Source organism: Pyrodictium brockii (assembly GCF_055379715.1).
This window is the reverse complement of record NZ_AP042401.1, coordinates 741,359-762,990: the sequence shown is the minus strand read 5'-3', so window position 1 is coordinate 762,990 and position 21,632 is coordinate 741,359. Positions and strand designations below refer to the sequence as shown.

Genomic DNA, 21,632 nt, shown 5'->3' with positions numbered 1-21,632 from the left:
CCCCATACCGGATGATTAACAAGGTTAATAAGGAGAATGCGCGGGGACGCGTGGGGGAAGGTCCCAGCAGGCCCGCTGCAGGGGCCGCTAAAGCCCTGGGGAGCGTTGACGGGCCTTGCCGACAGGCTCCGTGACGCCTGGCCCGCTGCTAGGCGGCGGCCCGGGCGAGCCTCTAGTGGTCCCCCTCGACGCGGAGAGCATACACTCGCTCATAAGCGACTTCAAGCGTGTGCTCTCCAGGATAGAACTTGTGGAGGAGGTCGGCGACGGGTACGTCGTTCTCCGTGTCCCCCGGCGCTTCGGCATCCTGAGGCTCGGCTCCAGGCCTATGCGGCTGGACATGCACGTCTATAGGCTCGAGAACGCGCTGGTGGTCCTCCTGGGCCGCGGCGCCGACTCCCTGGTCCTGGTGGTAAGTATAGCTGATGTGGGCGAGGGCGTGCACATAGTTGTCAGCGGCGGTGGCAGCGGCAGGCTATCCCCGGCGGCGGGTAGCCTGGTTAGGGGCGTGAGGGAGGCTATAGCGGGTGTAGTCGAGGAGGCCTGGCCCACGGTGAGCCTCTCCGGCGCCGACGACGAGCTGGCCGCTGCGGGCGTGCAGGACGCGGCGCTGGTGTTCTATGACAGCTTCACCCCCGTGAAGAACGTGCTCGTCGAGGCGGCGTACCGTGTCATAGCCGCCCTGGGCCCCGGCGAGTACCTGGCGGAGATACAGGGTATGCTCCACGAGTACTACTACCTCGCCCGCCTGGTCATCCGCGGCCGCAGCGTGACCGGCGTCTACGCCGAGATGGACGGGCACAGCGTCCGGGGCGAGGACGCGCTGAAGACCGCGTGGAAGCCCCCAAGCCACCGCGTCCGCCTACTCGCCTGGGCCCTCGGAGGCCAGCGCCATAGGGTGAGGGTCAACGCCCCCCAGCCGGTCTACGAGGAGGGGCGGCACGCGGTCTACAGGCTGTGGCCCGGCGGGCGCCCCGAGTACGGCGGGCTGACAGTCTCCACGTACATCGTAGGCGACGGCTACGAGTACGCCGTGGTGGACCCGGCGGGGCCCGCGGAGTGGAGCCAGGCTGTACGCGGCCTCGTCGGCGACATGGAGCAGCTGCGCCTCATAGTGGCCGGGGATGCGAGCGCATCCACCTACCCCCTGCTTAGGGAGCTCTACGCCGCCTCCCCCGCCCAGGTGCTGGCCCCGCCCTACGCCTGGGCCCAGCTAGCAGGCCTCCTAGACCAGCCGGACCGCGTGTCGGCCGCACCCCTAACCGGGGGCCGCGTCAGGCTGGGGCGGAGCGAGCTACACGTAATACCGGCCAGCTGCTGCGGCGGCATGCTGTCCCTCTACGACCAGGCCTCGAGGACGCTCTTCACAGGCCCCGTGCTGGGCTTCCTGCTTCCACCCGGCCTGCCCTACGCCGGGGACCCCGTGCTCCGGCGTGCCCTCCGCGCCTACCTGCGGAGCACGCTCACGCCCCAGGCCCTGGGCCGCTGGCTGAAGACGGTCCAGGGCCTGGAGGTTGAGAGGCTGGCCCCGCGCTACGGCCCCCTCGTTGAAGGAGTGGAGCGTGTAAAGTCGCTGCTCGGCGAGGCGGCGGAGCTCGTGGCGGAGGGTGAGGCGGAGTGAAGGGCCCGTACCTTGACCTCCGGGGATACCGTGGCTTCATCCCCTACAGGGAGCTGGAGAGGAGCATGGAGGGTGTGAGGGAGCTGCGGCTCGCGGTAGACCCCGAGGCGGTGCCCCTCGTGGAGGCGTGGGCCCGGCTCCAGGGGCTCCAGGCGAGCCTGGCGGAGGACGGTACCCTGCGGCTGGCCAGGAGAGGTGACAAGCAGGGCGGCGCCAAGGAGAAGGTGGAGCGGGAGGCTGCTGCCCCGCCGCTCTGGGTCGACCATGGCTCCTGGGACAGCGAGCTCTCGAAGCGCCTATCCGATGCGGGCTACATAGTCAACACCGTCATCCAGGCCCCCGTCCTCTACCGGGGCCACCCCTCCGGCTTCAACTACGATAGGCTCCGGGGCCGCTCGGCCCTGCTCCGTGTAACCATGCCAGACAGCGACTACTTTCTGGCCGTTCGCGGCGGCAGGGTGGTGGCGGCCGCCCAGCTGGGGAAGCCCCTGAGCCCCCGCCAGGCGGAGACGCTGCTGGCCACGCTCCAGTCCAGCTCGGAGGCCCTCCTAACGGTCTACAATACATCCGTCTAGCGTGACGGCACGGAGCCCCTAGGCGCCTCCAGCTGCCTCCGCAGCCCCCCGGGCTGCCCGTAGGGGCCTCTCCCCGGCTCCAGGGCTTCTAGTGGACATAGGCTTTTATCCTACGGAACTTCCGCCTGCTGCATGGTGACGCTGGTGGCCCTCGCCAGGACGCTCCTGCTGCTCGCCATCCTGGCCGCGGCGCTCTATCTCCTCAAGCCCGTCCACGCCGCGGAGGCCGGGTCTAGCACCCCCCAGCCCTCGTGGAGCGTCATCCTGGGATACAGCGTCACCAGGCTAGCCTGGAACACCTCTAGCGACCACTTGTTAGTGGGCACTAGCGGCGGCGCCGTCCTGCTCGACCGGTCCGGCCACAAGGTGTGGGGGCTGCTGCCCAAGGAGCCGGTCTACGACGTGGCGTTCTCCCCCGACGGGAGGCTTGTGGCAGTGGCCGCTGGGAGGATATGGCACTACGTATACGTGCTCGACGCTGCCACCGGGAGGGAGGCCGCGAGGATATTCAGCATATGGGGCGACCTGGCGAGCGTCTGCTGGGTCTCCACCGGCTTCCTCGTCGCGGGGGAGTCGGGGAGGCCGAGGCTCCACCTCTACAAGCTGGTCCAGGGGCCGACGGGGTCCCTGGAGCCGCGCAGCCTGGCGGTGATAAGCCTAGGGGATGGGGACTATGGCGGCGTGGCCTCCATAGCCTGCATACCCGGGAAGGAGCAGGTGGTTGTAGGCATGCGCAACGGCTACATAGCCCTCGTCTCCCTCATTTCCGGCAAGCCCGTCTGGGTGTCGCCCAGCCTCGGGGGGCAGCTGGCCGGCATGGCTCTCGGCGGCGATGTTGTGGCGGCAGCCGTCATCGACAAGAGCCACGGTGTCTCAAGGCTCTACCTGCTATCGCTCGCTAGAGGGGAGGTTATGGCCTCCTATAGCGTCGAGACGCTTATCACCTCGATAGCGGTCACGGGCAACTACCTCATAGCGGGTGATCTAGGCGGCGACCTCTACCTCTTCCAGTACGGCCGAGGAGGCCTCGAGCTGGTAGACATAGACAGGGTCTCGCTTGCCGTTCACCCTAGAGTGGTAATGTCCACTCTAGGGTTCATCACGGTCTCCGCTGGGCGGGCTACGGGAGCCTCCTGCAGGAGGCTCCCCTCGCGCACCCAGCGGTCACCACATAGTTTATAAGGCTTATATGGTTTATAAATTTTATGTGGGGACTCCCCTTCATAGCCCTAAAGGACTAAAAACAACCAACAACTGATATAAAAGTCTCCAACAACAATCAAAAACTATACTGCCCCGATAACAGCTATCGCGGTCAGCCCCGACGGCTCCCAGCTGGCCATAGGCGTGGAGAAGGGTGTCGTAGCCTCGTTCAACGCCGCCGACTTCATCTACGAGAGGCTTGCCAAGATAGTGTCTGGGGTGAGCACCGTCTACACCCTGATCAGCGTAGCCATTGATGATAGGCCCGTGGTGTTGTTCAGGACTGTCATAGACCTGCCGTCCGTGCTTTCGCTGAACGTGGGCAGCTATAATGTATCCTTCGACGCGGTCCTGGAGCAGGTTAGGCTGCCCTGCATCGTCGTGCTTGAGGTGAACGTGGTGGAGCTGAAGGAAATGGACACCAATATGACTGTAGCAACTATGCTGCTCGACAAGCCTCTAGAGATATCCTGCCACGGCATAAAATACGGCTACCAGGAGTCTAATGTGAGCGTCCATGGCCGGGCGGTGCTAGCCCTCTCCGAGACCAGTAGCCTGCGGCTCCTCGGCGACAGGGAGCATGTACTGGTTAGGCTGCAGGCAGCGCCCTACATCGCGGTGTACTACGGGGGCCGGCCCGGCAGGCTGGCCTCCGAGATAAGGGTGGATAACCTGGTCCCGGCCACAGTCATACTAGCCAAGTACTTCAGCCGCATCCAGGGCCTAGTGGCGCCGGCCCCCGGAGCAGCTACAAGGACGGTAACAACCACTGTCACCACTACCGTGACGAGGACGGTGACCACGACCCCGGCTGGAGCCTGCGGGGGTGCAGCCACGCCTCCGGCCAGCTCGGCCTCCAGGGGGCCCGCGGCCAGCGCGGCCACCAGCGCCGCCGGGGGAGCCTGGTCCGGCAGCAGGCTGGCCGCGGCAGGGATCGTGGCGGCCCTGACGGCTATAGGCCTTCTCATGCTCGTAGCGGGTCATAGGAGGAGGGGCGGCAGGAGAGGCGGCGCCGCTTAGGCTTTTCGGAGGCCGGTCCGTGTCCGCCCCTACATTCCTCTACGCGCCTGGCAGCGCCATGGCTCGCTGCGGCGGCCCCGCGCCATGGGCGACGCGTATTTAGTGTCGGCACGGCCCTGGAGGGATTGAGAGGGCGGGGTTATAGACCTTGGCCCCTGTTAAGAGGAGCGCGGTGCTCGACGTAGCCGCCCCCTGCGACCGGGTTATACGGCTGCTATCCTCCCGCGACCCCTCCTCCTTCCTGGCGGGCGCGGCCAGGCTCAGCGGCCAGGGAGAGAAGCGCGGCGTGAAGGTGCTTACCTTCGCCTCCGCCAGGTACGGCAGCCTGCGGGTGGAGGCCGAGGAGAGGGTCGAGGCTGACCGCCTGGAGCTGCTCCTCCGGGGCGACCTCCACGGCTCCGTGCGGGTTGTCGGGGTCAGCAAGGGCAGCGGGTGCCGCCTCTACCTCGAGGCTGAGGGGGAGGGTAAGCTCGTCGAGGAGTATGGCGGTGACGCCCTCTCGCGCGTAATAAACCGTATAATGGTCACGCTGGTCAGCGTGTTCCCCGCCACTCTGCAGCCCCGGGTCTCCGGGGGCAGGCTCGGGGACTACTTCATCGAGCTCCTGGAGCTCATAAACCTCGCCCAGGGGGGTAGCGCGAGGATCCAGGGCAGGCTACGCAGTATAGCAGTGGACCTCAGCCGCGGGGTCGTGATAAACTCGGAGGGGCTGGGCGAGGAGGAGGCTAGCACGATAGCGAGGGCCCTCTCCGACGCCTACTCTAGGCTTGTTGAGGCCCTGGGTATTCTCGGTGATGGCGAGGTTTCACGCCTCATAGTATCGGGTGACAAAAGCCTTATAGTGGCCAATGTAGCGGGTAAAATATCTGTGGCCACCGTGCTGCAGCAGGGTGGCGGAGAGGAGGCCGACGCCTCCGGCTCCGGGGCGTCGTAGAGGCTGATGTCCCAGTCTCCCAGCCGCCCTTGGAGGCTGATGGGCTTGTCAAAGCCGTTTGTTATGAGGCTGCTGCGTAGGCGCCCGCTCAGCTACACTGTCCTAGTCCTCTTCATACTAGACCGCTCCCTGAGCATGATGGAGCCCAAGACCTATGACTACCGCGGCAAGTGGTTCCACCTAGTGGACCTGGTTGAGGCTCTCCTACGCAGGCTGGGCCGCAGCAGGATGGCCCCCGCCTTCCGGGTCGGCTTCGTCTGGTTCAGCGACGACGTCGAGGTGGTTGAGTGGAACGGCGAGGTCTACTTCCCCGTCGCCCCGAGGAACGTGGCGCTCGACGTGTTCCGTAAGAGTGCGGAGAGGAACCGGCCCTACGGCATGACCGCCATGGCTGACGCGCTGGAGGCGGCGGCGTCCGTGGTCGAGCGGTATGTGGACCAGTTGACGCTGCCGCCGGAGAAGTATGGGACTCTCTTCCTCTTCACCGACGGCAGGGAGACCAGGAGAACGGTGGACGACGTGGTGGTGGCAGCGGAGAAGATAACCATGGAGCTGGCGGAGAGGATGAAGAAGCTCAACGAGAGGAACCGTATAGGCCTCGCAACCATAGCCCTCGGCCAGGACGCCGACAGGGAGACGCTGAGGGATATAGCGAGCTTCCTGCGTGAGGCGCAGCGCCGTGTCCTCGAGGACCGGGGGCTCCTGGACCTGGTGGACCCGCCCTACCACGAGAAGATGTTCATAGACGCGCCCGCCGATGACCGTATAACGCGCGAGTGGGAGGAGGCTGTGAGGAGGTTCGTGGAGAGGCTGAGCGAGACGGCTACGGTCTAGGCCTTCTAGGGTGTCAGCCCCCATGGCTAGGCTCAGCCTGGTTTTCCACAGCGGCTTCGTGGTGTCCACTGATAGCGATGAGTGGGAGCTGCTCGATAGCGGCGGCGAGGCCGACATATACCGGGCTAGGCTCCGGGGCGGGCAGAGCTACATAGTCAAGCTGTATACGCCCAAGTACACGGGGCTCGCCCGGCCGGTGGAGCGCATCGCTGAGATGCTTAGGAGGCTCACTAGGCTCCGCAGGAGGTGTGGGGGGTCGATACCCGAGAGCCTCTGGGCCCGCGGCCTCCCCGTAGCCGTGGGAGCCCTCGAGGACAGGGCCGTGCTAGTGTTCCGGGAGGTGGAGGACTTCACTACGGTATCCGAGCTGGTGAACAACCCGGAGCTGCTGGGGGAGTACCTCGAGAGGCACAGCCTGGAGGAGAGGAGGCGGTTCGCCCGCGAGGTGCTGCGGGGCCTCGCCTGCCTAGACGCGGCCGACATAGTCCATGTCGACGCTACGACGCCCAACGCGGCCTACGGCAGGGTCGGGGAGACTAGAGGGGTATTCCTCTACGACTACGAGACGGCGGGCATTATAGGCTCCGAGGACTACCCCCTCACCGTTCTCCCCGCCCGCGACGCCAACCTCCTCCCCGTGGAGGTGCTGGCCGAGGCCGGGGTTGAGATACAGCCCCCGGACCCGGGCGAGCTGCCCATACCCCTCCAGCCCTCCCGGCTCCCCAGGCCCATCCTCTCCTGGATAGCCTGGACCCCGACCTGGTACGGCCTGCAGCTGGTGGCGCTGGTCTACAGCGGCCTCAGTCCCTTCCACGGCCTCCCCGTGCTGAGCAGCAGCTACTGGCTAGAGATAGTGGAGGCCGAGGCCGCGCAGGGCTACCCGGGCGGCTGGCCCCCGCTGAGCATGGTGGACCAGGGCTACCTGGACCAGACCGAGTACCTGGAGCTGAGCAAGCTGTGGAGAAGCCTTGGCGAGGACGTGGTGGAGGCGATGTACCACGTCTTCATCGTCGACCCGGGCGAGCGGCGGGGCATGCCGAGCTACCCACTCTCGTCAATATTCTAGCCCCCGGGCGGCCCCGCAGCCTCTCATGGAGCTGCCGCCCCGCCCGCCAGGGGTGGAGATTAGTAGGACGGACCACAGTCAAGCCCATACTGTGGAGGGAGTCCCGCCCCGGCTGCCAATGAGGGAGGGCTGGCCAGTATAGGGGTGCCCTAGAGCCTTGAACCACCGCTCAGCAGCCCTCGCCCTGGCCGCCCTCGCCGCCTCGGCTGCCGCCCTCGCCCTGCTAGCAGGCTTCGCCACCACCCAGAGCCCGCTGAACAGCTTCCACGCGGTGGGCTGCGCGCAGGCGCCCAACGAGCCCATAAGCCTCCAGCAGCTCTCCAGCCTCACCATAAGCCCCGCAGCGGGCTCCCAGGGAGTAGTGGAGGTGACCACCTGGCTCAAGATAACAAGGCACAGTGATGTCGACTATGTGAAGCTGGAGCTGAGCCTGGAGAACATAGAGTACCTGGAGAGGCTCTTCAGGTACCTGGCCGTGGTCGTAGAGGTGGGGGAGCCCGCCGCCGGGAGCGCCGCCCCGCCCCCCGCTATGAGCTACAACGTTACGCTGGTGGACGCCCCCCTCTACATGTTCGACTGCTGGTGGGGGGCGCTGGTGGACAGGACTGAAGCCCTATGGCTGCTGAGCAACGCGCTGGCCAAGGCGGGCGTGAAGAATGCAAACGCTGCCGCAAACAGGCTCTGGCGCAATGCCTCCTACGCTGTAGTGAGGTTCTCGTACGGCAACTCCACTGCCGGCGGGGAGGTAAGCCTGGCGCCGGAGAACAGCACCGCTCCAGGCATTATCGTGGACTCGCTGAAGAGGGGTAAGCTCTTCGCGTACGTGCTTGACCGCGAGCCGCCGCAGGGGGCTAGGTTGTCGGTGTACATGCAGGCCGGCGTACTTGGCCCATGGCGGTTTGAGAGGGTTGTACTCGACTCTAGGGACTACGGGGTCTGGCTGCTCAATGGCAGCGTCGAGGGAGGGTTTGACATCGTCTACTCTGCATTGAACTGGACCCTCTCCCTAGACTTCTACGACGCCAGCGGCCGGTGGCTCTTCAGCATATGGTGGCGCGGCTACTACACCTATGTCAATAAGAGCAGCGTCACTATCGGCAACGCCAATATTACTGTACCACAGCGGGGCAGGTACAACTGGATAGACGTTAAAGAGGGCGCCACAGTCTCCGCCCAGGCGGTGCCCGTCCAGGCTGCTCGGGCCGGCCAGGGCGGGCATGCCGGCGCCAGGGTTGTGCTCGGCTTTGACTCCTCCAGCGGCTGGTCCGTGCCGGAGGCTGTGCTCGTGCTGGACAACTCCTCCTGGCTCTACGATGGAGGCCGGGCGGCGGTCCTGGGCGCCCGGGTGTACTACGAGGCTAGGGAGGGCGTGCTCTTCGACAGCGTGCCCCTGGTGATCAACGCCAGGGTGGTTGAGACGGGCTAGCCTCCTGGGCGCCTAGCCTCTCTCCACCCCCGCGTCCAGGGTCTCCGTCCTCGCCGGCCTGAGAATGCATCCACGCAGAAGCTCCGGGAGCTTCTCGAGGACCACCCGCGCCCCGGGGGTTAGGGGCAGCTGGAGGGCCTCCCGGTAGGGGAAGAACCTGGCATCCGCGGCGTCGCTCCCGCCCCGGGGCTCGCCGCCCCGGTACCTCATCAGCACGTCCATTATGACGTAGTGCTCGGGGCCCACGGGGCCCATGGCCAGCAGCTCGTGGATATGCACCACCCCCAGGGGCTCTGCGTCCACCCCGGTCTCCTCCATGAGCTCCCTCCGGGCCGCCTCCAGCACGGTCTCCCCGGGCTCCAGGTGGCCCCCGGGGAAGCTCCAGAGCCCAGGGAAGGGCGGGTAGCGGCGCTTCACGAGGAGCACCCTGAGCCCCGCCCCCTGCCCGAGGGCCACTATCGCGCCCACGCCCACCACTGGGCCGTGGAGCCCACCCCTCCTGGACAAGCCCGGCCGGCACCCCAGGGGTGTGTAAACCGGGGGCCCAGGGGCTCTTAGACCGTGGCCCCTCGACGCCCCTGGGGCGCCACTACTCCTCGAGGGGCTCGGCCCCCAGCACCTCCCTGGCCACCTCGTCCACCTCCCCGCCGCGGGCCTCCCTGAACCTCCTCGAGAGCAGCTCCTGGGCCTGCCTGTAGGCCCTCTCCAGCCTCTCGAAGGGTATGTATATCAGCTCCCCGCCGCCCGTCTCCAGGAAGACCACGAAGCGCCTACGGGGATAGTCGACCGCCACGTGGAGGCACGGCGGCTCCTCGCACTCGTAGCTCATCCGGCCTCCCGGGGGGCTCCCCCGGGGCCCCGGCGCTATAAACCGGGGCCCCGGGGGCGCCGGTGTGGGGGTGCCATTTGCCCGTCCTGCGGGTCAGGGCTGCGGGCCTAGAGCTGGAGCACCCGGTTATGAATGCAAGCGGCATCCTGGGCTCCAGGCCTGAGGCGCTGGAGAGGCTCGCGCGCGCCGGCTCCGCGGCGCTGGTCACGAAGTCCTTCACCCGCGAGCCGCGGAGCGGCTACCCGACGCCGATAGCCGTGCCCATCCCCCAGGGCCTGCTCAACGCCGTGGGGCTCTCGAACCCGGGGCTCGAGGCGCTCCCAGGGCTCCTGGAGAGGATCCGGGGGCTGGGCAAGCCGGTGATCGTCAGCATAGCTGGCTCCACCCCGGAGGAGTTCGCCGAGATAGCGGCCGCTGCCGAGGAGGCGGGCGCGGCGGCGGTGGAGCTGAACCTCAGCTGCCCCCACGCGAGGGGAAGGGGCCTCGAGATAGGCATGGACCCCGTCGCGGTCAGGGAGGTGGCCGGCGCCGCCGCCTCCACGGTGACCATACCGGTGCTCGCCAAGCTCGGCGTGGTGGATAGGCTCGTGGAGGTTGCCGGCAAGGCGCTCGAGGCAGGGGCGAGGGGCCTGGTGCTCATAAACACCATACGGGCCATGGCTATCGACGTCTACGCCATGAAGCCCGTCCTGGGTCACGGCGTGGGCGGGCTCTCGGGCCCCGCCATCCACCCCGTGGCGGTGCGCGCGGTCTACGAGGTCTACCGGGAGTACAGGACCGACATAATAGGGGTGGGCGGGGTCGAGGACTGGCGCACAGCGGCGGAGATGATCCTAGCCGGCGCCCGGGCGGTACAGGTTGGCACCGCGGTAATAACCAGAGGCGAGACAGTCATAAGCGAGATAGTACAAGGGCTCCAGAAGTACCTCCAGGAAGTAGGCGCCACGAGCATCCAAGACGTTGTGGGAGCAGCCCACAAAAACTAGCACAGCAAAAAGAAGAGCAAGCATAACAGGCATATTAACACGCGTAGCATATTACCAGAATGGGTCATGATTAGATAGTTTTTATTTCCCCGAAGTCGCCCTCATTTACATGACCCGTGAAGGGTCTGGTGAGGCGTATGAGGTACACGAGCCTGGCTCTAGCCGGCCTCGTCGCCTCGGCTGCCGCCCTCGCCCTGCTAGCAGGCTTCGCCACCACCCAGAGCCCGCTGAACAGCTTCTACGCGGTGGGTGGCGCGCAGGCGCCCAACGAGCCCGTCACCATAACCAGCAACCTCAGCGGCATATCGCCCGCCGCCGGCGCGCAGGGCGATGCCGACATAGGCACTGTGACGGTGAAGGCCGGCAGCAACGTGAACGTTGTGAAGATAAGGGCCACCCTCGCCAACGCCGAGCAGCTGAAGAAGTACTTCGACTACCTGGAGATAACCATAGCCAACGACAACGGCGAGGCTAAGGCCATGGTGAGCCTGGAGAAGCCCAGCGCCGTCATAGTGCTCGACCAGAACGACATAGGCGGTGACAACCAGGCGACGCTGAGCTTCCACGCCTACTACGAGGTCAAGGAGGGCATGCTGTTCGACAGCATGCCGGTGATCTTCAACTTCCAGGTGCTCAGCACCAGCTAAGGCGCGGGGGCGGCAGCCCCCAGAAGCCAAACCCCATCCTTTTACCCCCTACACTTGGCTCCTAACATTCCTCGCCACTCTCACCTCCCTTGTGGAGACTCCTGGCCTCTAATCCACATCTCCGTCTTGCCGGACTTCTCCCGAGCTTCCTCGTTTAATGCATATAAATGTGTTAGAGGTCTTTCAAGCCGTTTCTTATCTACCGGGTTGTCGTGGCGGATGCCGGGCTGGTCGGGGGCCTGGCCGTAGTGCTGAAATATCCCCGGTCCGCTCCATCGCGTTAGTACTGGGGCCTGCAGACGGGCCCGTAGCTCAGCCCGGCGGAGCGCCCGGCTGATAACCGGGAGGTCGGGGGTTCGAATCCCCCCGGGCCCACCACCTCCTCCGGCCCCGGAGGGACGGGGCCTGCTGCTCTTCCATCTGGTTCTCCTGCCGGCTCCCTCTTTAGGGGCTGGTTCTTTAGGGGCTGGTGTCTTCCTTCCCCGCGGCGCTGTTCTAAGGGGTGCGTGGGCGGGATGGCCGGGTTCTACGAGTATTATCTTGGCTGGGCTGGGCCTGCCCGGCGCGCCTATTCCTCTGGGGTGGCGCTGCAGCTGCCCCAGGGCTATGCCAGGGCCGGGGAGGTGGTGGTCTGTGGCATGGGTGGTAGCGGTGCTGCTGGCGACTATCTCGCCGCCCTGTCGGCCCGGTATGGCGGGCTCCCGGTCTACGTTGTGAAGTCGGCTGAGCCGCCGGCGTGGGTGCGGGGGAGCCTTGTCTATGCGGTGAGCTTCTCGGGTAACACTAGGGAGACGCTGAGCTGTGCCTCGCGCGCCTATAGGCTCGGCGGCCTGGTAGTCGCGGTCACCACTGGTGGGAGGCTGGCCTCCTGGGCACGGAGCGTGGGGGCGCCGGTGGCGCTGGTGGAGGAGGCTCCTGCCCCGCGGGCGGGGTGGCCGCAGCTCTTCTACACGCTGCTGGGCAGCCTGAAGGCGGCTGGGTTGATCCAGGTGCCCGAGAGCCATGTGGAGGAGTCTCTGCAGCTTCTCGGGGAGCGTGAGAGGGCTGAGGCCGAGGCCGGGGAGCTTGTGGCGTGGCTCCGGGAGAGCCGGGGGAGGCTGGCGGTTCTGGCGCCAGAGCCCTACTACCCGGTGGCGGTGAGGGCTGTGAGCGAGCTCGCCGAGAATGCTAAGACCTCCGCTGTGGCTATGCAGGTGCCGGAGGCGGGGCATAACCTTCTCGAGGCGCTGGCGAGGGATGGTGACTCCAGGCTACTCCTCATAGACCCTGGGGAGGAGCCGTGGAGCACTCTCCTCCATGAATTCGCGGGCCTCGCGAGGCCCGCCAGCATACATGTGGCTAGGCTGCAGGGCGGGAGCCCGCTCTCCAGGATGGTGTGGGGCACCTGGCTGGCGGGCCTGGCCTCTGTCCGCCTAGCGCTGGAGGAGGGCCTGGAGCCGGAGCCAGTGAAGACTATCAAGGCTTTCCGCCGCGTGGTGGAGGAGACTAGCGGCTGGGATGCCCACAGCTAGCCCCAGGCCGCCGCGCCCTCCAGGCCCCCGGGATTGCAAGGGGTAATTTTTAATAGAGCTTGGCCGGCCCGTCCCCGGCATGGAGGTGGGTGCTATGGCTAGCGAGTACCTCTCCAAGCTGAAGGACCTGATAAAGCCCAAGGCCCAGGAGAAGGGGATAAAGGTGATGGTTGTTGGCTCGACCATGAAGCTCGTCAAGGACGGCAACACCGTGATGAACATTGCCGACAAGGGCGAGATAGTTGAGCTGAGCTTCAAGGGCAAGAAGTACACCTACGACAAGTGGTACACCAAGCCCGAGCACCTCGCGGCGACGATAACCAGGACCCTCGACGTCCAGCTCTAGGATGGGGCCTTGGGCCGCCCTCTGGGCGGAGCAGCACCGGCCGGTTTTTAGCCCCCGGGGGCAGGGGAGGGCAGAGGACCCTAGGGCTACGAGCCCCCGCCGCCCTGGTCCTCGTAGCAGTAGTGCTTCCGGGCCTCCTCCAGGCTTATCCTCCCCTCGGCTAGGTCGCGCTCGACCAGCTCCCTGGGCCTGGCGCAGGGGTCGCCATAGCCCCCGCCGCCTGGGGTCTCGATGTAGATAGTGTCGCCCCTACTCAGCACCAGGGTTGTCTTAGAGGCCAGCTCCAGCCTCTCGCCGCTCCCCCTCACGAGGAGGGCGCGGAAGGGGGCGCCGGGGCCGCCGCCCTCCAGGCCCCAGGGCCTGGTCCTCGAGCGCTCCGCATACACTGTCGCCACCACCCCGTCCTCGAGGACGGTTACCGCGCGTACAACCCCCAGGCCGCCCCTCCAGCGGCCCGGGCCCCCGCTCCCTGGCCTCAGCTCGTACCTCCTGAAGCGCAGTGGATACTCCGCCTCCGCCACCTCCACCGGGGTGTTGAGGGTGTTGGTCATGTTGGTCTGGACCCCGTCGACCCCGTCGCAGCAGGGCCTGGCGCCAGCGCCGCAGCCTATGGTTTCGTAGAACACCCAGCCTCTCCCGGCGAGTATCAGGTTGCTCATCGTCCCGCAGCTTGCCGCCGGCACCCTGCCCGGGAACGCCTCGGCGAGGGCCCGGAGCACGACGTCCGCTATCCTCTGGGAGGTCTCCACGTTGCCCCCGCCGACCGGGGCCGGCGGCCTGGGGTTCACCAGGGTGCCCTCGGGCGCGTGGATCTCGGCGACGCGGTAGAAGCCGCTGTTCATGGGCATGTCGGGGTCGAGCACGGTCTTCAGGGCGTAGGTTGTAGCTGCCACTGTGACCCCGTAGACGGCGTTGAGGGGCTCCTCGACCTGGGGGCTGGTGCCGGAGAAGTCTACCCTCACCCTTGACCTGGTGACCTCGAGCCGGGCCCGTATCCGGAGCAGCCTGCCGGAGGCGGTCTCGAGGCCGTCCTCCGCCTCGTAGACTCCCCCGCCGTGCTCCTCCACGAGGCGGGCCAGCACGCTGCGGGTGTAGCGCTCGGTGTAGTCGAGTATCTCCCTCCAGGCCTCCAGCAGCGTGCCGGTGCCGTAGCGGCCCGCGAGCTCCCTTATCCTCTCGGCGCCCCTCCTCAGCGCGGCCAGCTGCGCCATCGCGTCGCCCCTCACCCTCCCCGGCTCCCTGACGTTGGCCTCCAGGAGCCGGAGCACGTCCCAGCGGACACGGCCCGCCTCCACCAGCTTGACCGGCGGGACCACGAGGCCCTCGTCCCTGAGGCTCCTGGCCCCGGGGCCTATGCCCCCGGGCACGCAGCCCCCCACGTCCACGTAGTGGGCCTTGCACGCGACGTAGGCCGCCAGCCTCCCGCCGGCGTGGACGGGCGCCAGCATCATGACGTCGTTGATGTGAGTGCCGGTGAGGTACGGGTCGTTGGACACCACCACGTCCCCGGGGCCGGGCTCGACGCCGAGCCTCTCCAGCTCCCCGAGCACCGCCCTGGCGCCGACGGGCATGCTGCCCAGGTGGACGGGTATGTGCTCCGCCTGCGCCACCAGCTCGCCCTCGGGGCTGAGGACCGCGCAGGAGAAGTCCAGCCGGTCCCGTATATTCGGGCTCATTGACGCGTTGCGGAGCACAACCCCCATCTCCTCGGCGGCCGCTATAGCGGCGTGCCTCACCACCTCCACGGTAACCCGGTCGACCATCCCCGCCACCCCTCCTAGACCCTCTCGATGTGGAGCGCGTAGAGCCCATCCACCCGGGCAGCGTGGCCCGGCGGCACCAGGACGGTGGAGTCCTCCTCCTCGACCACCGCGGGGCCCGTGATCTCGGCCCCAGGCCTCAGGAGGGGCCTCCAGTACACCGGGGCCTCAACCCAGCCCGCCTCCTCGAAGTAGACGCGCCTCCGCCCCCGCGGCTCTGGCCGGTGGGGCCTCGGCTCCCCCTGCGGCAGCCTGGGCTTCCCCGTCCTCCCGTAGGCGGTGAGCCGGGCCGCGACTATGAAGACCGGCGCCTCCCGGAGCCTGTAGCCGTACCGGGCCTCGTGGAGCCGGTGGAACTCCTCCACCGCCTCGCCCAGGCTGCCGCGGTAGGGGACCGTGATGCTGTAGGCCTGGCCCATGTACCTCATCTCCAGGCTCCTTGTCATCACTATCTTGTTGCCCGGCACGCCCTCCGCCCTGAGCATTGCCAGGGCCTTCTCCGCGAGGCTCTCGAACACCCTGTCGAGCTCCTCCTCGGAGACCTCGCCGGCGGTCCTCGCCACAGCCGCGTGGAGGTCGTGCCGGTAGTCGGTGAGCAGGAGCCCGAGGGCGGAGAAGACGCCGGGCATCGGCGGGACCACGACCCTCTCCATCCCCAGCTCCCCCGCCAGCTCAGCCGCGTGGAGGGGCCCGGCGCCCCCATAGGCGTAGAGGGTGAAGCGCCGGGGGTCGTAGCCCCTCTCCACGGTCACTATCCGGAGCGCCCTCGCCATAATAGTGTTGGCTATCCTAACCACCGCCGCCGCTGCCTCGACCAGGTCCATGCCCAGCTTCTCCCCGAGCCCCGTGAGAGCCTCCAGCGCCAGGTCCCTGCGGAGCCGGAGGACGCCGCCGGCGAGGGCCTCGGGGAGCCTCCCGAGGACGAGCTGCGCGTCCGTAACCGTCGGCTCCCTCCCGCCCCGGCCGTAGCAGGCCGGCCCCGGGTCGGAGCCCGCGCTCACCGGGCCCACGCGGAGCGCGCCCCCCGCGTCGACCCAGGCGATGCTGCCCCCGCCCGCGCTGACCTCCACGAGGTCTATGAAGGGGTAGCGTACCGGGTACCCGGAGCCCCTCAGCTTCCTCCCCATGTGGGCCCTGCCGCCGACCTCGTACTCGCCCACCACGAGCGGCTCCCCGCCCACCACGGCGACAGCCTTCGCCGTGGTGCCGCCCATATCGAAGCCCACGGCGTGCTCGACCCCCATCAGCCTGGAGAAGTAGGCCGCCGCGACCGCGCCGGCGGCGGGCCCGCTCTCGATGAACGCCGCGGGCCTCTCGACAGCCTGCTCGACCCCGGCCACCCCGCCGCTGCTCTGCATGACCAGGAGCGTCCCCCGGAACCCGCGGCGCCGCAGCTCCTCCAGGAGCCTGGCCAGGTAGCCGGAGAGCAGCGGCCGGAACAGCGCGTTCACCACAGCGGTGCTGGCCCTCTCGTACTCGCCGGGCGCAGGGTCTACCTCATGGCTCGCCACCACCTCGGCGCCGGGGCACTCCTTTAGGATAATCCTCTTCGCCTCCTCCTCGTGCCCCGGGTTGGCGTAGCTATGGAGGAACGAGACGACGAACACCCTGGCTCGGCCGCACCACTCCCTCGCGATCCTCCTGACGGCCTCCCTGTCGAGGGGCTCTATCTCTTCCCCGCGGGGCCCTACCCGGCCCCTGACGGTCAGCCTCCGCTCCCTGGGCACGAGGGGCCTGGGCCGCTGGAAGAAGGGGTCGTAGAGGGTGGGGCGGGCCTGCCTGCCCAGCTCCAGCACGTCCCGGAAGCCTTCATTGGTCACGAGGACTGCCTCCGGCGGCTCCAGCCCCTCCTGGCCCAGGAACATGTTGGTGCCAAGGGTGGAGGCGTGGACTATGACCTCCACTGTGTCGAGGCTCCAGCCGAGCATCGCGAGGGCGTTCAGCACGCCCCTCCACGGCTCCCTCGGGGTGGTGAGGGTCTTGAGGCTCACAACCCTCCCCAACTCCTCGTCGAAGGCTACGAGGTCGGTGAAGGTGCCCCCGATGTCAACCCCTATCCTCCTCAAGGCCCGGGCCGGCACCCCAGAGGGGCTGCGGCGCCGCCGGCCTAATACCAGGGCCCCCCGGGGGGCTTAGCCGGCGCGCGTCCTGGGCAGGGCACGGTAGCCCTCCACAAGCCTCTGGGCGAAGGTCGTCCACGCTAGGACGGCTAGCAGGCTGTAGAGGTACACGGCCACCCCCACGCCCAGGGCGGCGTGGACCAGGAGCACGAGCAGCTGCGCCACCACCCGGTCGCTCCTCTCGAGGAGCCCCGTCCCCTCCATGCTCCCGCCCGCCAGCGACTCGTAGCGGGCGCGGGCGTAGCTGGTCAGGAGCGCCCCGGTGAGGAAGGCGAGCACCGCCCAGGCGGGGTAGCCCAGCTCCATGAAGCCGGCGGCGTACACCGTGTCCTCCACGCGGTCCAGGAGGCTGTCGAGGTAGGCCCCCCGCGGCCCCGCCTCGCCGCGCAGCCTTGCCACCGCGCCGTCGAGCGCGTCCAGGAGCCCGCTCACCGCGAGGAGGAGCACGGCGAGCAGGGGGCTCCCCGCGGCCGCGGCGGCGAGGTAGGCCAGGGAGGCAGCCAGGCCCAGCAGCGTGTAGACGTCACCCGGCAGCGAGGCCAGGGGCCTGGCCGCCGCCTCCACGAAGCCCTTTATCCTCCCACGTAGCCTGCCCATCAAGGCTCCCGGCCGCCCCGGCTACTCGTGAGCCATGTCCAGGCCTGCGAGGAGCGCCTTGAGGGTATCGGCCTCGGGGTCCCCCTCGGGGAGCGTAGCCCTGGCTATGATCTCCCTGTAGACCAGCTCGGCCAGGCCCCTGCGGAGCCTCGCCTTCTCGTGGGCCAGGACCACTGGGAGCGGGTGGCTCTGGCCGGGCAGGGTCAGTCCGTGGGCGGCCGCGGCCAGCCTCTCCATGACGGCGTGGGGGTCGCCGCCCTCGGGGACCGGCGCCTCCAGCCGGTATGGCCGGAGCGTGTAGGGGGAGACGGTGTAGCTCGCGTAGATCCTCAGCCCCCTGCGGCGGTAGCAGCGGTAGACGTCCCTGGGGATGCTGGAGGCCTCCAGGGGCTCGGTGTAGAAGGGCCTGCCCAGCCTGGAACGGGCCGCGGCCGCGAGCGCGGCGGCCAGCTCCTCGTCCCCCATGCCGGGCAGCCCGGCTGCGCTCCGGAGCCTGGAGGCGAGGAGCCGGACCCTGCCGATCCTCTTCACCACGCCGGCGGCGAGGTGGCCCCGCTCGAGCAGGGCCGCCACCACGGCTGCCCGGGCGCAGTGGTAGCCCTCCACCAGCCGGAGGGCCTCGGAGGGATCAACCCCCAGGAGCCCTGCCACCGCCCGCGCCGAGGCGGCCGGGTCGAGCCTGGAGGGCGGGTCGGCCACCGGCCCGTCGATAAACACAACGCCGGGCTCCATGCACTCCAGCCTGGAGAGGGCGAGGGTCTCCAGCACCATCTGGGCGGCCTCCGCCGCGGCCTCGGCGGCGGCGCCGGTGGGGTCGAGGATCTCGACCACCTCGGCCCCCGGGTAGAGGATGACCGGGCTCCTCGACGCGATGCCCTCGGGGAGGCCTACCACCACGGCGGAGAGGAGCGCGTAGTAGCTGCCCATGCCCCCGCCCACCAGCTGCCGGGAGCCGTCCGCCCCGTAGCTCCTCGCGGACGGCTCAGGCTCCGGCGCCTCGCGGATGAGGCCGCGGCTGAGCGCCTCCCGGAGAGCCTCCACCCCGGCCTCGCGGAGCCTCTGGTAGATGTCCCGCCTCTCCCTCGCCCTCTGCAGCGCCTTCTCCAGCAGCCTCTGGACCAGCGCGGGCTCGCTCCTCTCCAGGTCCATCATCTCCCTGGCCTTCCTGGCCAGGGGCTCTGGGAGGCCCCAGCTGCTAGCCACTACCACCACCCCCGTATAGGCGGCGGAGCGTCTCAACTACCCTGGTCCTCCCCATTGCGTGGCCCACGCTCCTCCTCCCGGTCCGGACCAGGGCGGGGAAGCCCAGCATGTTCATCTGCCCCGTCACCACCGCCACGCCGCGGGGGAGCCTGGTGAGCCTCCTCTCGAGCCCCGCTGGGAGCCCCCCGGCCGCCCGGGAGACGTAGGCCACGTCCTCGACGGGGAGCCTGTAGATGATCCACGTGTTGAGCATCGAGAGGACCACGGGGTCCACGAAGACCGGGCGCTGGCTCACCAGCACCAGGCTGAGGCCGAACTTCCTCCCCTGCGTGGCTATGAGGGAGAGGTAGTCCCTCGCCAGGCTCCAGGCCACCGGGTAGCTGCGGGGGTTGGGCGCGTAGTTCTGCGCCTCCTCCAGGACCAGGACCAGGTAGCGCTCCTCGCCCCTGGTCTTGTAGCCCGTGAACTGCTTGTAGAGGAGCCTGGCCAGGTACGCGACCACCAGCTGGCGGACAGGCAGCGGCACTCCCGGTGCGCCCTCAGCGGAGAAGTCTAGTATGGCGAGCCCCGGCTCCCGAGTCAGGGTGTCCACGAAGCCCGGGTCCAGGCTCGGCCTCCCGGAGATCACCCGGTAGCCCTCGACTATGTCGCGGTGGAACTTCTCCACTGCGGCGCGGACAGCCCTCGCTGTCTGGGCGTGGATGGGCGCGCCCCTCCCCGTGCTGAGATCCTCCAGGGTCTCGTAGACGAGGCCCACCCTGGACGTGAGGAGCTCCGTGAACCCGTAGCCCATTGCCTCCAGCTCCCGGAGCGCCCTCTCCAGCGCCGAGACCTGGAGCTCGTTGAGCTCCACGCCCCCCGTCTTGTAGGTTATTATGAACTCCGCCAGCTCCCTGGCGGTGAAGCCGTCGAGGCTTATCGTTATCGGCAGGGTGTAGGGCCGGTACCTCGCCGGGCTCCCGGGGAACACGAGCCTGTAGACCCTCCTGTAGGCCCCCACCTTCCTGCCGGAGGCGTAGGCCTCGTGGTAGTCCATGTAGTCCCCGTTGGCGTCCACTACTATTGCCGGGAGGGCGCCCTCGAGGCCGCCGCCGAGGGGGATTCTGGAGAGCAGCTCGAGGAGGTAGCCCACCCCGTAGCTCTTCCCGCTCCCCGTCTCGCCGAACACGCCGACATGCATGGTTATGTTCTCCACGTCGAGGGGGAGGCCTAGGCCCTGGTAGCCGAGCAGCTCACCGAACCACACCACCCCTGGCTCCTCCTCGCCGAGGCCCAGTGCCTCTCTCAGCTCCCCCGGTCCCAGGAGCCGGACACGGTCGCCGGGGAGGGGCGGTGCTTGCAGCTCCTCCAGCCCCCGGTCCCCGGGGCGGCCGAGCACCGTCGCCTCGGCCACCGTGTAGCGGCGGGCCGCCTCCTCTAGCAGGGGCGGCTCGAGGCCACGGCGCCTAGCCTCGCTCCAGAGGTCGCCCTCGAGGTAGAACTCGTTGACGGGGACTATCCTGTCTATCCTCGCCAGGGCCCTGTCCTCGCCCCTCCGGGCCTCCACCAACACCAGGAGGCCCTCGCGGGCCAGCCTCTCCCCCTCGAGGGTGAGCTGTATCTTCAGGGTCTCCGTTGTGGAGCCGCTGAGCACCACTCCTATCGGCTTCAAGGCTTATGCCCATCCCCGGCTTATCCTGGGCGGGGCCCTAGCTATATCCGCCCGGGGCCGCTGCCCGGGAAGGGGCTGCGGAGAGGTAGAAGGGGGAGGGGAGGCACGGAGCTGTTGACGCCCAGCATTGGGGGCTGGTGCCCGGGGCGCTGCGAGGCCCAGGAGATAGACAGTGGCGTGTACATGCTCAGGATCGCCGACTATAGGGTCAAGTTCTTCGACTCTGTCTGGGAGGTCCCGGAAGGGGTAACCTACAACGCCTACCTGGTGGCCGGGCCGGAGAAGCTGGTCCTCGTTGGGCTCGCGGAGAGGAGGCATGCCGCGGCGCTGCTGGAGCTGCTCCGGAGAGCCGCCGGGCCCCGGGACCTGGATGCGGTTGTCCTCCAGCACACCTCCCACCTGGCCGCGGCCGAGCACCTGCTCCGGGAGGCTGGCGGCGTGAGGCTCTACACCCTCCCAGGGCTCGGGGAGCCGCCGGGCCTCAGGGCGGCCGTGCTGGAGCCCGGGGAGGGCATCAGCCTCGGGGGCGGCTGGAGGCTCTTCCTGCCGACGGGGCAGCCGCCCTGGCCCGGAGGCATCCTAGTGCTGGAGCCCCACGGCCTGGTGTTTACCGGCGACCTGTTCTCCGGCTACTCCACGCCCCCCATAATGGTTGACCGCGAGGACGTGGAGCTGTTCAGCTACTACACCTACTTTATGAGGAAGTACTTCGCCACTGTCATAGGGCCCTACAGGGGTAGGCTCCAGAGGCTGCTGGAGAAGCTGGCTGCCCTCGGCCCCAGGCTGCTGGCACCTCTCCACGGCCTGGCGCTGGAGGCCCGGGCCGCGGAGGCGCTGCAGCTCTACACTGGCTGGGCCCGGGGCAGGCTGGACCCGGGCAAGGCTGTCGCGGTCTACCTCGACCTGGACTCGGGCCCGGTGGCCGAGGCGGTTGAGAGGCTCGCCGAGGCCCTGGAGGAGAAGGACGTGGATGTCGCTGTTTACGGGTTCACCGAGACCCGGCGGCCCAACATCTCGGAGATCCTGGGCGACGCTGTCGACGCCGCCTACATAGTCATGGGCTTCGGCCGGCCCTGGGACGGGGGAGCGCCGCCGCCCCTCTCATTCCTCGTCAACCTCCTCTGCAGCCACGCCGCCTCCAGGCAGAGGCTGCTCATCCTCCACGGCCCCGGCGCCACGTCGCCCGCGGCCCTTCTCGCGGCCAGGCTCCAGGCCTGCGGCATGGAGGCTCTGGGGGCTCTGGAGCCCCGGGGAGACTGGCTCCACCGGGCCCTGGGGAAGCTGCTATCCGGGCCAGGCTAGC

20 protein-coding genes and 1 tRNA gene are annotated in these 21,632 nt (G+C 68.2%); 14 read left to right on the top strand and 7 right to left on the bottom strand.

The genetic code is table 11. The features are described from left to right. Positions 1-115 precede the first annotated feature (115 nt). From ACZ42Y_RS04130 to ACZ42Y_RS04095, 8 genes are all read left to right on the top strand, one after another. On the top strand, positions 116-1,621 hold the full coding sequence (locus ACZ42Y_RS04130; RefSeq protein WP_464735755.1) for an oxygen-binding di-iron domain-containing protein: 1,506 nt from the start codon (positions 116-118) through the stop codon (positions 1,619-1,621). Beyond that, positions 1,618-2,196: a hypothetical protein gene (locus tag ACZ42Y_RS04125; protein WP_058371134.1), complete on the top strand. Its 579-nt coding sequence runs from the start codon at positions 1,618-1,620 to the stop codon at positions 2,194-2,196. Before ACZ42Y_RS04130 ends, ACZ42Y_RS04125 begins: the two co-directional genes overlap by 4 nt. Before the next feature lie 132 nt (positions 2,197-2,328). After that, positions 2,329-3,378, top strand: a complete 1,050-nt coding sequence (locus tag ACZ42Y_RS04120; RefSeq protein ID WP_464735754.1) for a WD40 repeat domain-containing protein — start codon at positions 2,329-2,331, stop codon at positions 3,376-3,378. Positions 3,379-3,543: 165 nt separating this feature from the next. Further along, positions 3,544-4,419 carry a hypothetical protein gene (locus tag ACZ42Y_RS04115; protein WP_464735753.1) on the top strand — a complete coding sequence of 292 codons (876 nt, stop codon included), beginning with the start codon at positions 3,544-3,546 and terminating at the stop codon, positions 4,417-4,419. A gap of 148 nt (positions 4,420-4,567) precedes the next feature. Then, positions 4,568-5,353 (top strand): hypothetical protein, encoded by a 786-nt coding sequence (locus ACZ42Y_RS04110; protein ID WP_464735752.1) that lies wholly within the window; start codon positions 4,568-4,570, stop codon positions 5,351-5,353. Between the two features lie 45 nt (positions 5,354-5,398). Beyond that, positions 5,399-6,187 carry a VWA domain-containing protein gene (locus ACZ42Y_RS04105; RefSeq protein ID WP_168371326.1) on the top strand — a complete coding sequence of 263 codons (789 nt, stop codon included), beginning with the start codon at positions 5,399-5,401 and terminating at the stop codon, positions 6,185-6,187. 22 nt (positions 6,188-6,209) lie between these two features. Then, positions 6,210-7,253, top strand: coding sequence for a hypothetical protein (locus ACZ42Y_RS04100; protein ID WP_058371138.1), 1,044 nt, complete (start codon positions 6,210-6,212; stop codon positions 7,251-7,253). Positions 7,254-7,410: 157 nt separating this feature from the next. Continuing rightward, entirely contained in the window at positions 7,411-8,679 is a 1,269-nt protein-coding gene (locus tag ACZ42Y_RS04095; protein WP_464735751.1) for a hypothetical protein, read from the top strand. Between the two features lie 12 nt (positions 8,680-8,691). Here the strand turns inward: ACZ42Y_RS04095 and ACZ42Y_RS04090 are convergent, their stop codons facing one another. Both ACZ42Y_RS04090 and ACZ42Y_RS04085 read right to left on the bottom strand, forming a co-directional pair. Then, positions 8,692-9,186 carry an NUDIX hydrolase gene (locus tag ACZ42Y_RS04090; protein WP_058371140.1) on the bottom strand — a complete coding sequence of 165 codons (495 nt, stop codon included), beginning with the start codon at positions 9,184-9,186 and terminating at the stop codon, positions 8,692-8,694. An 82-nt stretch (positions 9,187-9,268) separates the two neighbouring features. Then, positions 9,269-9,508 carry a hypothetical protein gene (locus ACZ42Y_RS04085; RefSeq protein ID WP_058371141.1) on the bottom strand — a complete coding sequence of 80 codons (240 nt, stop codon included), beginning with the start codon at positions 9,506-9,508 and terminating at the stop codon, positions 9,269-9,271. Between the two features lie 77 nt (positions 9,509-9,585). Between ACZ42Y_RS04085 and pyrD the strand changes: the two genes are divergently transcribed. From pyrD to ACZ42Y_RS04060, 5 genes are all read left to right on the top strand, one after another. Then, complete coding sequence (gene pyrD / locus ACZ42Y_RS04080) at positions 9,586-10,494, top strand: dihydroorotate dehydrogenase PyrD (protein ID WP_168371327.1); 909 nt, start codon at positions 9,586-9,588, stop codon at positions 10,492-10,494. A gap of 116 nt (positions 10,495-10,610) precedes the next feature. Beyond that, positions 10,611-11,141, top strand: a complete 531-nt coding sequence (locus tag ACZ42Y_RS04075; protein WP_464735750.1) for a hypothetical protein — start codon at positions 10,611-10,613, stop codon at positions 11,139-11,141. Positions 11,142-11,442: 301 nt separating this feature from the next. Further along, positions 11,443-11,519: transfer RNA gene (locus tag ACZ42Y_RS04070), tRNA-Ile, on the top strand. A gap of 137 nt (positions 11,520-11,656) precedes the next feature. After that, positions 11,657-12,652 carry an SIS domain-containing protein gene (locus ACZ42Y_RS04065; RefSeq protein WP_058371143.1) on the top strand — a complete coding sequence of 332 codons (996 nt, stop codon included), beginning with the start codon at positions 11,657-11,659 and terminating at the stop codon, positions 12,650-12,652. Positions 12,653-12,746: 94 nt separating this feature from the next. Further along, positions 12,747-12,998: a hypothetical protein gene (locus tag ACZ42Y_RS04060; RefSeq protein WP_058371445.1), complete on the top strand. Its 252-nt coding sequence runs from the start codon at positions 12,747-12,749 to the stop codon at positions 12,996-12,998. Between the two features lie 86 nt (positions 12,999-13,084). Here the strand turns inward: ACZ42Y_RS04060 and ACZ42Y_RS04055 are convergent, their stop codons facing one another. From ACZ42Y_RS04055 to ACZ42Y_RS04035, 5 genes are all read right to left on the bottom strand, one after another. Next, positions 13,085-14,761, bottom strand: a complete 1,677-nt coding sequence (locus tag ACZ42Y_RS04055; protein ID WP_464735749.1) for a hydantoinase B/oxoprolinase family protein — start codon at positions 14,759-14,761, stop codon at positions 13,085-13,087. A 14-nt stretch (positions 14,762-14,775) separates the two neighbouring features. After that, positions 14,776-16,824: a hydantoinase/oxoprolinase family protein gene (locus ACZ42Y_RS04050; RefSeq protein WP_464735748.1), complete on the bottom strand. Its 2,049-nt coding sequence runs from the start codon at positions 16,822-16,824 to the stop codon at positions 14,776-14,778. 66 nt (positions 16,825-16,890) lie between these two features. After that, positions 16,891-17,475, bottom strand: a complete 585-nt coding sequence (locus ACZ42Y_RS04045) for a CDP-alcohol phosphatidyltransferase family protein (protein ID WP_236698204.1) — start codon at positions 17,473-17,475, stop codon at positions 16,891-16,893. Between the two features lie 21 nt (positions 17,476-17,496). Next, on the bottom strand, positions 17,497-18,714 hold the full coding sequence (locus tag ACZ42Y_RS04040; RefSeq protein ID WP_058371146.1) for a DNA double-strand break repair nuclease NurA: 1,218 nt from the start codon (positions 18,712-18,714) through the stop codon (positions 17,497-17,499). Next, positions 18,671-20,329 carry an ATP-binding protein gene (locus tag ACZ42Y_RS04035; RefSeq protein ID WP_058371147.1) on the bottom strand — a complete coding sequence of 553 codons (1,659 nt, stop codon included), beginning with the start codon at positions 20,327-20,329 and terminating at the stop codon, positions 18,671-18,673. The genes ACZ42Y_RS04040 and ACZ42Y_RS04035 overlap by 44 nt, the downstream gene beginning before the upstream one ends. 114 nt (positions 20,330-20,443) lie before the next feature. Between ACZ42Y_RS04035 and ACZ42Y_RS04030 the strand changes: the two genes are divergently transcribed. Continuing rightward, positions 20,444-21,631: an MBL fold metallo-hydrolase gene (locus ACZ42Y_RS04030; protein ID WP_058371148.1), complete on the top strand. Its 1,188-nt coding sequence runs from the start codon at positions 20,444-20,446 to the stop codon at positions 21,629-21,631. The last annotated feature ends 1 nt before the right edge of the window (position 21,632 follow it).